The 11,971-nt window shown below is 62.3% G+C and carries 10 protein-coding genes; 7 read left to right on the top strand and 3 right to left on the bottom strand.

What is annotated here, in order from left to right:
• Complete coding sequence (locus BLW08_RS00475) at positions 1 to 1,662, bottom strand: ABC-F family ATP-binding cassette domain-containing protein (protein WP_091322739.1); 1,662 nt, start codon at positions 1,660 to 1,662, stop codon at positions 1 to 3.
• Positions 1,663 to 1,872: 210 nt separating this feature from the next.
• Here BLW08_RS00475 and BLW08_RS00470 point away from each other — a divergent pair, with 210 nt between their 5' ends.
• The 7 genes from BLW08_RS00470 to BLW08_RS00440 all read left to right on the top strand — a co-directional run bounded on the left by BLW08_RS00470 (position 1,873) and on the right by BLW08_RS00440 (position 7,819).
• The gene (locus BLW08_RS00470; RefSeq protein WP_091322737.1) at positions 1,873 to 2,595 is read left to right on the top strand and encodes a hypothetical protein; all 723 of its coding nucleotides are present in this window, start codon (positions 1,873 to 1,875) and stop codon (positions 2,593 to 2,595) included.
• Positions 2,592 to 3,299, top strand: a complete 708-nt coding sequence (locus tag BLW08_RS00465) for a hypothetical protein (RefSeq protein WP_090820403.1) — start codon at positions 2,592 to 2,594, stop codon at positions 3,297 to 3,299. Before BLW08_RS00470 ends, BLW08_RS00465 begins: the two co-directional genes overlap by 4 nt.
• A gap of 240 nt (positions 3,300 to 3,539) precedes the next feature.
• On the top strand, positions 3,540 to 4,355 hold the full coding sequence (locus BLW08_RS00460) for an amino acid ABC transporter substrate-binding protein (protein WP_091322734.1): 816 nt from the start codon (positions 3,540 to 3,542) through the stop codon (positions 4,353 to 4,355).
• Positions 4,356 to 5,015, top strand: coding sequence for an amino acid ABC transporter permease (locus BLW08_RS00455; RefSeq protein WP_090820407.1), 660 nt, complete (start codon positions 4,356 to 4,358; stop codon positions 5,013 to 5,015). It abuts the gene before it with no gap.
• A complete protein-coding gene (locus BLW08_RS00450; protein ID WP_091322730.1) occupies positions 5,002 to 5,805 on the top strand; it encodes an amino acid ABC transporter ATP-binding protein in 804 nt (267 codons plus the stop codon). The genes BLW08_RS00455 and BLW08_RS00450 overlap by 14 nt, the downstream gene beginning before the upstream one ends.
• Positions 5,806 to 5,833: 28 nt before the next feature.
• Positions 5,834 to 6,742: a flagellar basal body-associated FliL family protein gene (locus BLW08_RS00445; protein WP_091322728.1), complete on the top strand. Its 909-nt coding sequence runs from the start codon at positions 5,834 to 5,836 to the stop codon at positions 6,740 to 6,742.
• A gap of 3 nt (positions 6,743 to 6,745) precedes the next feature.
• Positions 6,746 to 7,819, top strand: coding sequence for a hypothetical protein (locus BLW08_RS00440; RefSeq protein ID WP_254779605.1), 1,074 nt, complete (start codon positions 6,746 to 6,748; stop codon positions 7,817 to 7,819).
• Positions 7,820 to 7,904: 85 nt separating this feature from the next.
• Here BLW08_RS00440 and BLW08_RS00435 read toward each other — a convergent pair whose 3' ends face one another.
• Complete coding sequence (locus tag BLW08_RS00435) at positions 7,905 to 10,931, bottom strand: alpha-mannosidase (RefSeq protein WP_091322726.1); 3,027 nt, start codon at positions 10,929 to 10,931, stop codon at positions 7,905 to 7,907.
• A gap of 127 nt (positions 10,932 to 11,058) precedes the next feature.
• Positions 11,059 to 11,970, bottom strand: a complete 912-nt coding sequence (fdhD, locus tag BLW08_RS00430) for a formate dehydrogenase accessory sulfurtransferase FdhD (protein ID WP_090820415.1) — start codon at positions 11,968 to 11,970, stop codon at positions 11,059 to 11,061.
• Position 11,971: the final 1 nt, after the last annotated feature.

Genomic DNA, 11,971 nt, shown 5'->3' with positions numbered 1-11,971 from the left:
TTATTTCTCCTGGCTTGGGATGTGGTGAAGTTCCTGGACCTGGCCGTTGTCCAAGTGCCAGCGCGAATCAAGGCGAACGTTCTCCAACAGCCGGCGGTCGTGGGTAACCAGCAGGAGGGCGCCTTCATAGCTCTCCAGCGCCTCTTCCAGTTGCTCGATCGCGGGAAGGTCCAAATGGTTGGTGGGCTCATCAAGTACCAACAGGTTCACTCCACGGGCCTGCAGGAGAGCCAGGGCTGCCCGTGTCCGCTCCCCCGGGGACAACGAATCCACCGTCCGCGACGTGTGATCCGCCTTCAGTCCGAACTTGGCAAGGAGCGTGCGGACGTCGGCACTGTTCCAGTCCACCAGCACGGCCTCGACGGCGTCGCCCAGCTGCTGCCCGCCGTCGAGCAGTCCGCGGGCCTGGTCGATTTCACCAATCGCCACAGAGGCACCCATGGAGGCATCGCCGTCGTCCGGTTCCTGCGTCCCCAGCAAGAGGCGCAGGAGCGTCGACTTGCCGGCACCGTTGGGTCCCGTGATGCCGATGCGTTCGCCACCGTTGAGCTGCAGGTTCACCGGACCCAGCGTGAAGTCACCTTGGCGTGCCACAACGTTGCGCAACGTTGCGACGACGGCACTTGAGCGGGGTGCCTGGCCGATGCTGAACTGCAGCTGCCACTCCTTGCGCGGCTCCTCCACCTCCGTGAGCCGGGCGATGCGGGACTCCATCTGGCGGACCTTCTGCGCCTGCTTCTCGGACGATTCGCTGCTCGCCGCGCGCCGGATCTTGTCATTGTCCGGGTTCTTCTTCATGGCATTCCGGACGCCCTGTGAACTCCACTCGCGTTGGGTGCGCGCCCGGGAAACGAGGTCGGCCTTGGTATTGGCGAACTCCTCGTACCGTTCGCGGGCGTGACGCTTGGCCACGGCACGCTCCTCCAGGAAGGCCTCGTAGCCGCCGTCGTATACGGCAACGGAATTCTGGGCGAGGTCCAACTCCACCACCGTGGTGACGCAGCGTGCCAGGAATTCGCGGTCATGGGAAACCAGCACCACACCGCCCCGCAGGCCTTGGACGAAGGCCTCAAGCCTGGCCAGCCCATCGAGGTCGAGGTCATTGGTGGGTTCATCCAGGAGGACCACGTCGAAGCGGCTCAGCAGCAGTGCGGCCAGCGCGACACGGGCAGCCTGCCCGCCGGAGAGCCCCGTCATGAGGGCCTCCGCACCAAGGTCCAAGCCGAGATCTGCCAGGACGGCCGGGATGCGGTCCTCAAGGTCTGCCGCGCCGGATGCCATCCAGCGGTCGAAAGCCAGGGAGTACGCGTCATCCGATCCTGGTGCCCCGGAGCCGAGGGCCTCCGCGGTGGACTCCATCTCCATGGTTGCCTGCGCACAACCGGTACGGCGGGCAATATAGGCAGCGATGGTCTCGCCCTGCGTACGCTCGTGTTCCTGCGGCAACCAGCCCACAAAGGCGTCCGACGGCGCCAGGCTGACGGTTCCAGCCTGTGGTTGATCCACTCCCGCGAGGATGCGCAACAGCGTGGACTTGCCCGCACCATTCGCGCCCACAACGCCCACCACATCGCCGGGCGCAACGGTCAGCGAAAGGTCCGAAAAAAGGGTGCGGTGGCCGTGGCCACCGGCAAGATCCTTGGCCACCAAAGTTGCAGTCATTGTGTCTATCCTCCAGCAAGGGAACGCAGGAAATCAGGCCGCGATTCCCGCAGGCATGGAAAAACCCGCTGGTCCGGACTTGGGGGGTGTACGGACCAGCGGGTTCAAGCATCAAGCATAATTCAATGTGGCGTCGGCGTAAAATCGATTCGTACTCCCACTTAGGGTCCGCCCCGGTCCTGACCCGATACTCTTCCCGGAAAGCTCCACATGCCCTTACAATCCAAGGCGTTCCAGCGCTGGCTTCATGGCGTTGCGCCCGATGCCAGCACGGCTGACGTCTGCAGGATCGCCGGCATCAAACGGACAACCCTGGCCCAGCAGTTGGTCCGCGGCAAGGTGGCCGAGTCCACCCTGGTAAGCATCAGCCGCGGCTTCCACCTGAACCCGGTGGAAGCCCTGTCCACCTTTGACCTCTACTCGGATCTTCGTGGCGCCGCCGTGCCGCCCACGGGTTGCGAACTCGTCAGCCAGATCGCCACCATCGATTTGCTCCGGTCAGTGGTGGAGCGTAGTGAACCCGGTTCTGCCCCCGCCGCTTCCCTTTCCGAACCGCCGCACCCTACGTCGGTGCGGAACTGGGTGGACGCGATCGACGACGGCGAGTTGCGTCACCGGGTCAGTGACGCCACCGGGATCGCCCCACAGAATTTCTCTGCGCATCTGACCGCCAACAGGCTCCCGCCAGAGCTGGCCATCGCCACGTCGCGCGCTGGAGGAGTGGGGCCGGCCGGAGGGCTCGTGGCGGGAGGCCTCATTACAGAGGCCGAGGCCGGGTGGCCGCCGAATGCCCGCCGGGAAGCCTTGGACCGGATGTCCCAGAGCGAACTGGTAACCCTGGCCGGCGAACGGCTCCTGGCACTGGGCAAGACCCTCCGCCGGCAAGAACAAGACCACGAACGAACTGAACGAATTTGGGAGAACCTCGGATGACAGCTGTCCTGCCCTGGGTAACGCTGGCTGTTTGCCTGGCAATTACGATTGCCAGGGTCCCGAGTCTCATCCGGGGTGAGAACCGGGTGGTTTTCTACATCTTCGCGTTGATCACCTTGGACATCCTCCTCAGCATTGAGGGGCCCTACCTTGCCATCGACGCACTCTTGGGCGGAATCAACGTCACAAACCTGATCCTGCGGTTCCTGCTCTACGGAACGTTTCTGCTCATGGGTATCAAGATCGCCATGGGCTTCGGCTCGCAGTCCGCCGTCCGCGCCATACGCGGCCCCTGGGGGCTGACCGTCCTGGGTTTTACCGTGGCGCTGACCATCTTCTTCTTCGTCATCACGGACACGCGCGGTTCCACCGTGGGCATGACGGGGCTGACGTGGGGACCTTCAATGGAGGCCTACGCGGCCTTGGGCCGCTTTTATCCCGGCTATGTGTCAGCGTGCTTGTTGCCTGCGATCTGGCGGACCATCGTGGGGCGCTACCCTGCCTTGCTGAGGGGCGCCTCGGCCCTGCTCTTCCTCGGCCTGGCCTTGCTGTTGATCTCCCAGTTCTTCCCCCTGATCCCGCTGGTCCACCTGTGGTTGCGTTCGCTGATCAACTACTCCGCAGTGCTGGCCACAGCCATTGGACTGGCCGGAATTTGGTTCTCCAAGGCCTATTCGCGGCGAAAACGACGTCTCTCAGCGTAAGACTTTCACAAAACCATTAGATCGTGGCACAATCATGAATGTGTGAACGCGGCTGCAGCCTGACACCGGAATCAGAGAACGGGTTTCCGGTGGATGTGGCGCCCACGTGATCACAATTGGGGGGATGAGTGGTGGCGGGCTGTTGGGGACCGCCCCCACTCAGCCTTTTTAACGGCACTTTTGTTGCCTACCGCAAGCCGCTCAGAAGGCTGGGTTCCTTGCCGTGACTAAGATGGCTCCATGACCAGCCTTCGCACCCGTCGCTCTGTCCTCGCCGCCACCCTGGCATCAGCCGCCCTTGCACTTTCTGCGTGCGGCGGCGGATCGGCGCCCGCCCAGTCCGGCGGCGACACTTCCCTGTCCGATGTGAAGTCCAAGGGCGAACTCGTCATCGCCACCGAAGGCACTTACCGGCCTTTCAGCTTCCACGCTGAAGGTGCGGGCGAACTCACGGGATTCGACGTCGAGATTGCGCAGGCCGTGGCCGGGAAACTCGGTGTGAAGGCCACCTTCCAGGAGACCCAGTTCGATGGCATCTTCGCCGGCCTTGATGCCAAGCGGTTCGATACCATCGCCAACCAGATCTCCATCAATGACGAGCGGAAGGCCAAGTACGACTTCTCCACTCCGTACACCATTTCCACGGGTGTTGTTGTGACAAAGTCGGACAACACCAGCATCAACAGCTTCGCCGATCTCAAGGGCAAGACCACCGCCCAGTCTTTGACCAGCAACTTCTACAAAATGGCCGTTGAGGCCGGTGCCAACGTCCAATCGGTGGAAGGCTGGGCCCAGTCCGCCACTTTGGTGCAGCAGGGACGCGTGGATGCCACGGTGAACGACAAACTCACCTACCTCGACTATGCAAAGACCACCCCGGATTCCGGACTGAAGGTCGCTGCCGAGGCACCTGACAAGACGGAGAGCGCCCTGGTGTTCCGCAAGGGTTCCACCGAGCTCACCGCGGCAGTAGACAAAGCCCTTGCCGACCTCACGGCGGACGGCACCCTGGCAAAGATCTCCGATAAGTACTTCGGCGCGGACGTCACCAAGTAGATGAACTGGGACCTCATCTGGAGTTCCTTCGGTCCGCTCATCACCGGTGCCGTCACGGGGACCATCCCCCTTACGCTGGCTTCCTTTGCCTTCGGCTTGATCCTGGCGTTGGTAGTAGCCCTGATGAGGCTCAGTTCCAACTGGCTGCTCTCCGGAATCGGCCGGTTCTACGTCTCGGTGATCCGCGGCACTCCCCTGTTGGTGCAGCTGTTTGTGATCTTCTTTGGCCTGCCCAGCATTGGTATCCGGCTTGATCCGTGGCCCAGCGCCATCATCGCGTTCTCACTGAATGTTGGCGGGTACGCGGCGGAGATCATTCGGGCAGCCATTCTGTCTGTTCCCAAGGGCCAGTGGGAGGCCGGCCACACCATCGGCATGTCCCGTCCCCAGACCCTGGTGCGCATCATCCTCCCCCAGGCGGCACGCGTGTCCGTTCCACCGTTGTCCAACACCTTCATCTCGCTGGTGAAGGACACGTCCCTCGCCTCCCTGATCCTGGTCACCGAACTGTTCCGCAATGCCCAGCAGATCGCCGCCTTCAGCCAGGAGTTCATGGCCCTGTACCTGCAGGCGGCCTTGGTCTACTGGGTCATCTGCCTGGTCCTTTCCACTGCGCAGTCCGCCGTGGAAAGGAGATTGGACCGCTATGTCGCCCACTAACAGCCCGGAGCCACGTGTCACGTCGGTTCTCAAAGCCAGGAACCTCGCCAAGGCCTTCGGCAACAACAAGGTGCTGCGGGACATCGACATCGATATCCACCGCGGACAGGTAGTTGCTTTGATCGGACCGTCAGGTTCAGGCAAGACCACCGTCCTGCGATCGCTCAACGGCTTGGAAGTTCCCGACGGCGGCACCGTCACCTTTGGGGACAACGGCGGCGATTCGGGCGGCCTCGCCATCGATTTCGGCGCCAAGGTTGGCAAGAAGGACATCGCGGCCCTGCGTGACCGCAGCGCGATGGTTTTCCAGCACTACAACCTTTTCCCGCATATGACCGTTCTGAAGAACATCATCGAGGGTCCGGTCCAGGTCCAGAAACGTCCCAAAGCCGAGGCCGTCGCCGAGGCCGAACGGTTGCTGGAACGCGTTGGCCTGTCCGACAAGCGCGATGCCTACCCGTTCGAGCTCTCAGGTGGCCAGCAGCAGCGCGTGGGAATCGTGCGGGCTCTGGCGCTCAAGCCACAGCTGCTCCTGTTCGACGAGCCCACGTCAGCGTTGGACCCCGAACTGGTGGGCGACGTCCTGGGCGTTATCAAGGAACTCGCCGAAGAGGGCTGGACCATGGTGATCGTGACCCACGAACTCGCCTTCGCCCAGCATGTGGCAGATGAAGTCATCTTCATGGACGGCGGCGTAGTGGTGGAGCGTGGTCCCGCGGCCGAGGTGTTGCGGGCACCCCGGCAGGAACGGACCAAACTTTTCGTAAAACGCCTTCAGCACGACGTCTAACAGCACAGCTCAAGAGGAGTACAGCTACATGGGGGAAGAGACTTTGGACGCACCGGCCGGTCCAGACCGCAAAAGATCCAGTCGCACCATCATCATTGTCTCTGCGGTGGTCATCGCCATCGTGGCCGGAGGAATCGGCACATGGTTTGCCCTGTCCCGCCCTGCCGGGATCCAGCGGGCAGATGTTGTCCGTTTGGACAAGGAACGCGTGATACTGGACAACTCGATGAACCTCTACGATCCCCTGTACAACCAGTTTTCTGCCCGCTACTCAAGCGTGATGTCAGAGGACGCCGAGCAGCAGGAGAAGGACGCGGTCCTCAACCAGGATGGTGACCGCCTGAAACGCGAGTCACGGACAAATCTGGACCGGCTGGAGCGGATGGGGTCCTCGTCGGCGATGCAGGAAAAAGAGATCAGCGACGCTTTCAACCGCTTCAAGGAAAATTACGGTGCCGTGATTTCCTATAACGATCAGCTGGTGGTCAACACCGCAAACATCACCCAATCCATTGGCGGTCCCTGTGCGCCGTTGCATTCAACCCTGAACGTAGGAGCTGAATCGTATTCCGAAGACTACGTTAAGGCTGCCGATGCTTGCCTCGCCTCAATTGGCACTGCGAAAGCCACTACAGATGCTGAAACAACCGAGCTGCTGACCTCCGTGGAAGGCATTATTCGCGGGCAGCGGGATAAGCAACAAGAAGTCCTGGACGGCAAAGACGAATTTGAGCGGCTGACCAAACGTACACTCGCAGGTCTGGCAATGTTGGATATCAACCAGGCCTTGTCGGCCGCCGAAGAGAAGTATGAGAGCGCCGCGAAGGACAAGTACAACCAGCTGGTCACCAAGGCGAATGACTCCAACAAAACGTTCGAAAGTGCCCTCAAGAAACGCACGGACCAGTTTGATGCTGCGGCCAAGGGCGGGGAGTAGGCCATGACTTTCGAAACCAACCCGGCGCAACAACCTGAGCCAAGGCACCAACCCGATCCAGCGCAACAGCCTGTTGAAACACAACAGCCCCGTTCCACAAAGCGGTTGGCGTTGATCCTGGTCTCCAGTGCTGTTGTCCTGTTGCTGATCGCCGCAGCCGCTGTGGTGGCTGTGACCCAATCCGCCGCCCAGCAGCGCAAGGAAGGCCTCGAGCTCCTCAAGGGGGACCAGGTCAACGCGCTGGTCGACGCCAGGGGCAAGCTCCAACCTGCTGCCAATGCGTACCTAGCCGCCTACAAGAAGGCACGCAACGCCCCCGCCTCGCAAGAGGAAGCCGAGAAGAACTCCGCAAAGGAGCGGGAAGAGTTCCAGCGAGCGGCAGAGGCGGCCCGTACCGCGCTCAAGAGCGTGCAGCTTGCCCATGATTCGGGCGAGGACGGAATTGGAGTTGCCGCCGGGCAACTCGCAGAGTCGTATCAGGGCTTCATTGACCACATGGAGGGCCTGGTGGACTCCTACCCGGAATTCGAAGGCCTCTTCCGGGAAGATGGCGCAGGCTGCAACGGCTTGTTCGTCGGTTCCAAGGCGGCCAACCTGCGGGAGCGCCAAACGTTGCTGACGCAGGCTGCAAAGCCCTGCCGGGAAGCCGCGGAGCAACTCAAGCAATCCAGGAACATTGCGTATGTGGAATTTGCCCGCACCTTTGATAACCGGGTGGCACAGCTCGAATCAAACGCCGGGATCACGGCAGAATCCGAAGAGAAGTACAACGAGTTCGTCCAGCTCAAGGACCAGTTGGTCCGGAAGACGGATGAAGCAACCGCACGCAACGCCTCTGATGAGGAATTGTTGGCGATTGCCGACGAAGCCAAGGCCCTCAACACCCGCATCAGGAACAACAGGTCAGAGTTTGATTTCGCTGCCAAACGCTACCTGTCTGGAGTGAAGGATATGCCTGTCCTGGTGGAGGAAGTCTTCTCCAAGAAGATCCCCACGGAAATCAAGGGTTATGACTCGGTGATTCCTCTGCGGGTACAGATACTCAAGGACGCAGTGGACATCGAATTGGTCGAATAGGCCGCCCCCACTCCCCACTCCCCAAACGCCAACGGCACTGCGCGGTTTCGCGCAGTGCCGTTGGCGTTTGCTCTGGGTTAATATCTCAGCGCGCGAAGCGTAGGGTCACCAACTGGAACGGGCGGAGCGTCAGTTTCGCCACCGGGCCTTCCACAGCCACGCCATTGGCCTCTACGGTTCGTTCCAGCAGGTCCGTGGCCACCACGCCACCAGCCTCGAAATCAACCGTTACAGTGGCCGCTGAGCGCTCTCCCAGGGATTCGTACAACCTGACGATCACGTCGCCCGAACCATCTTCGGCCAGCTTCACAGCTTCCACCACAACGGCGGGGTTGGACACCGAAAGCAACGGAGCCACGGCATGGCCGCCCGAGACATACCTGGGTTTCAGGTTGGTGCGGTAGCCCTCCTCCACGGCGTCGGCAATTCCGGCGCCCGGCCTGATGGACAGCTCCAGCGTGTGCTCCCCGCGGTCTGCTTCCGGGTCCGGGAACCGGGCCGAACGCAGCAACGAGTTGCGCACCGTCGTCGTGGTTCCGCCGTCGCTGCGAACAGCCCTGGTGACGTCGTGTCCGTAGCTGGACGAGTTGCTGACGGCCACGCCATAACCGGGTTCGGCGACGTGGATCCAGCGATGCGCGCAAATCTCGAACTTTGCCGCTTCCCAGGACGTGTTGGTGTGGGTGGGCCGGAAGACGTGTCCAAACTGCGTCTCAGACGCCGAACGATCCGCCCTCACATCCAGCGGGAAGGCGATCTTCAGCATCTTTTCGCGCTCCTGCCAGTCCACCGTGGTGGAGATGCCCAGCGACTTGGCGCCGGCGTCGAGCGTGATGCGCTGCGTGATGGTCGAGGCGCCTATCTTGCGTTTGACCACCACGACGACGCCCGCCGGGGTTCGCTCAAGATCGACGGCGTCCGCCCGGGTCAACGGAGTGACGTTGCGGCGGTAGAACTCCTCGATGTCCCAGGCATCCCATTCATTGGGGGTGTCCCGGAACAACTCCAGCAAGTTGCCGGCTTCTCCCGGGGCGATGGCGTCGCGGCCACTGACGTGATCCACCAAGGAGGTGAGCAATCCGTCGGTGTCCAGGCCGGCGCGGATGATGCCGTTGTCCAGCACCACCCCGGCGCTGGTTTCTTCCACGCGGACGGCAGTATCCGGTCCGCTGGCCTCAGCGGCGCCCAGGGCAGGTACACCGTTGCGCTCGTGCGGAGCTGCGTTCAGCAGGAACTGCTTGTCCCCGGCCCCCACCAAGGCTTGGGCCGCGTGGTTGATGATCGCCTCGAGGTCGCGGGCAATGGCCTGGTAGTTCCGCTCGGCGTCCTGGTGTACCCAGGCGATGGAGCTGCCCGGCAGGATGTCGTGGAACTGCTGCAGGAGGACCAGCCGCCAGAGGCGCTTCAGCTCGTCCTGGGGATACGCGTAATCCTTGCCCTGACGGACAGCAGCGGTGGAGCACCACAGCTCTGCTTCCCGCAGAAGGTGTTCACTGCGCCGGTTGCCGCGCTTGGTCTTGGCCTGGCTGGTGTAGGTTCCCCTGTGCATCTCCAGGTACATCTCCCCCACCCAGACCGGGAGGTTGGTGTACTCGGCCTCGGCCTTGGTGAAGAAGTCCTTGGCGGTTCCCATACGGACCTTCGGTGATCCTTCCAGGTCTGCCGTGCGGTGCGCGGCAGCCACCATTTCGCGCGTAGGTCCGCCGCCGCCGTCGCCATATCCGAACGGCACCAGGGACATGGTGCCGCGGCCGTGATCGCGGAAGTTGCGCTCCGCGTGGGCAAGCTCGCGGCCGTGCAGCTCCGAGTTGTAGGTGTCCACGGGCGGGAAGTGCGTAAACAGCCGGGTGCCGTCGATGCCCTCCCAGTTGAAGGTGTGGTGCGGCATCCGGTTGACTTTGTTCCACGAAATCTTCTGTGTCAGGAACCAGCGCGAACCGGCTTCCTTGACGATTTGCGGGATGGCCCCGGAGTAGCCGAAGGAGTCGGGCAGCCAGGCTTCCTGGCACTCGACGTCGAACTCATTCAGGAAGAAGCTCTTGCCTTCCACGAACTGGCGGGCCATGGCTTCACCGCCGGGCATGTTGGTGTCCGATTCCACCCACATGCCGCCCACAGGAACGAACTGACCGGCCTTGACCTTTTCCCTGATCCGGACAAAGAGCTCGGGGAAGAATTCCTTCATCCATGCCAGCTGTTGGGCTGAGGAGCAGGAGAAGACGAAGTCCGGGTCCTCATCCATAAGGGCCACCACGTTGGAGAACGTCCGGGCGCACTTGCGCATCGTTTCCCGGACGGGCCACAGCCACGCGGAATCGATGTGTGCGTGACCGGTGGCCAGAAGTTCGTGGGCGGACGCATACGCGGGACGGCCAAGGACCGTTCTGAGGGCCTCCCGGCCAGCCGCAGCGGTTCCAGCTACGTCGTCCGGGTCCATGATGTCCAGCATCTGTTCCAGCGCGCGCAGGATCTCGTGGCGCCGGGGCAGTTCCGTGGGAAGTTCGTGCATCAGGCCGCTCAGGGTCCAGATGTCCTGATTGAGCTCCCAGACTGTTTCGTTCAGCTCTGCTATGGCAATCCGGCCCAAGCGGTACCGGGGTTCATCGCCGGACGTTGCCTTGTCCCCCAGCGGAGTTGGCGCGAAGGACCAGCCTTGGGCAACATCCGGGTTGGCCGCGGCCTCGACGTAGAAATCTACGGACTGCCCTCCGCCAAGAAGCTTAAGGGGGACGTGATAGTTGCGGGGTGAGATTGCTTTGATGATGCTGCCATCGGCACGCCAGGCAGTTCCCTCGCATTGGAATCCCGGGGCATCGCTGTTGAAACCCAGGTCCACGATGATTTCCACGGATGTGGAGTCCGCCATGCCCCAGTCCTGCGGCACTTCGCCCTGCAGCCGCAGCCATTTGGTGCTCCAGGCCTTGCCCCACGGCGCGCCGTGCTCTTGCGGGGTGAAGAGCTGGCGCATGGCTTCGGCGGCAGGCACAGGCTCACCGGGAGCGTCCCAGCTGCTGAGTTCCAGGGGTATGGCCCTGCCGTAAATGGCCGGAAGAATACGTTCCCGAACAAATCGATCGAGGCGCTGTTCAGTGATCCGGCGGTCGTCGTGCAATGAGTTCCCCTTAGGAGTCGGCTGGTTGGCATGGCTCAGTATCCAGGCCCCAGCGTTCTGGGTTTAGGACGGCGGTTCTGGGTTCGCCGTGTTTCCAATCGATGGATAAAATCTACGTTGTTCCAGCTCAATAGCCAAGTGATTGACTGCTCTCCCCAGCCGTTTGCGGAGCCAGTCCGGGCTGGTCACCAACAATCCTGTCCCGCCCCGCATACACGTTGAGGCTCTGGCCCCGGCTAAACCCGGCCAGGGTAATACCGGCTTCCTCGGCGAGTTCCACGGCAAGGCTGGACGGCGCGCTGACCGCAGCCAGAACCGGGATTCCAGCCATGGCTGCCTTTTGGACAAGTTCAAAAGATGCCCTGCCTGAAACCTGCAGCACCGTGCCTTTCAACGGCAGCAGGCCGGACCGCAACGCCCAGCCCACCACTTTGTCCACCGCGTTGTGCCTCCCCACGTCTTCGCGTAAACAGAGCAGCTCTGTAGAGCCGTCGTCGTGAATCCGGAAGAGTCCGGCAGCATGAACGCCGCCAGTCTTGTCGAACACCGCCTGCGCCTCGCGGAGGCGGTCCGGGAGGGCTGCGAGCGCCCTGACCGGAAGGGTGACGTCGTCCTCCCTGGGGCTGTGCCGGGAGGACTTACGGACGGCCTCAATGGAGTCCGTTCCACAAATTCCGCACGAACTGGAAGTGTAGACGTTGCGGCCGGTATCCGGCCTTTCCACATCCGGACGCAGTTGCGCATCCACCACGTTGAACGTCTGCACGCCGTCCTGGTCCTCCCCTGAGCAGAAACGCTCGGAGATCAGCTGCGACGGTTCCCAGATGATTCCCTCCGAAACGAGGAATCCCGCAACAAGGTCGAAGTCGTCCCCGGGGGTCCGCATGGTCACGGAGAAGGACAGCTCGCCCAGACGTATCTCCAACGGCTCTTCCACCGCCAGCACGTCCTCCTTGAACCGGACGGGGTGTTCCACGGCTTGGGGCGAGCCGTCCAGGACAAATTTGTGCACCTTGCGGCGCTGCGTCACGCGTCCCATA

Origin of the sequence: Arthrobacter sp. cf158 (assembly GCF_900106835.1) — a bacterium.
In the GTDB taxonomy this organism is placed as follows: domain Bacteria; phylum Actinomycetota; class Actinomycetes; order Actinomycetales; family Micrococcaceae; genus Arthrobacter.
The sequence above is the reverse complement of the archived record's forward strand: the minus strand, read 5'-3'. Positions and strand labels throughout refer to the sequence as shown.

Excerpts from the sequence above, each read along its gene's own strand:
- BLW08_RS00445 (WP_091322728.1), top strand. The coding sequence starts at position 5,834 with ATGGGGGAAGAGACTTTGGACGCACCGGCCGGTCCAGACCGCAAAAGA.
- BLW08_RS00475 (WP_091322739.1), bottom strand. The coding sequence starts at position 1,662 with ATGACTGCAACTTTGGTGGCCAAGGATCTTGCCGGTGGCCACGGCCAC.
- BLW08_RS00470 (WP_091322737.1), top strand. The coding sequence starts at position 1,873 with ATGCCCTTACAATCCAAGGCGTTCCAGCGCTGGCTTCATGGCGTTGCG.
- BLW08_RS00455 (WP_090820407.1), top strand. The coding sequence starts at position 4,356 with ATGAACTGGGACCTCATCTGGAGTTCCTTCGGTCCGCTCATCACCGGT.
- BLW08_RS00465 (WP_090820403.1), top strand. The coding sequence starts at position 2,592 with ATGACAGCTGTCCTGCCCTGGGTAACGCTGGCTGTTTGCCTGGCAATT.
- fdhD (WP_090820415.1), bottom strand. The coding sequence starts at position 11,970 with ATGGGACGCGTGACGCAGCGCCGCAAGGTGCACAAATTTGTCCTGGAC.
- BLW08_RS00460 (WP_091322734.1), top strand. The coding sequence starts at position 3,540 with ATGACCAGCCTTCGCACCCGTCGCTCTGTCCTCGCCGCCACCCTGGCA.
- BLW08_RS00450 (WP_091322730.1), top strand. The coding sequence starts at position 5,002 with ATGTCGCCCACTAACAGCCCGGAGCCACGTGTCACGTCGGTTCTCAAA.
- BLW08_RS00440 (WP_254779605.1), top strand. The coding sequence starts at position 6,746 with ATGACTTTCGAAACCAACCCGGCGCAACAACCTGAGCCAAGGCACCAA.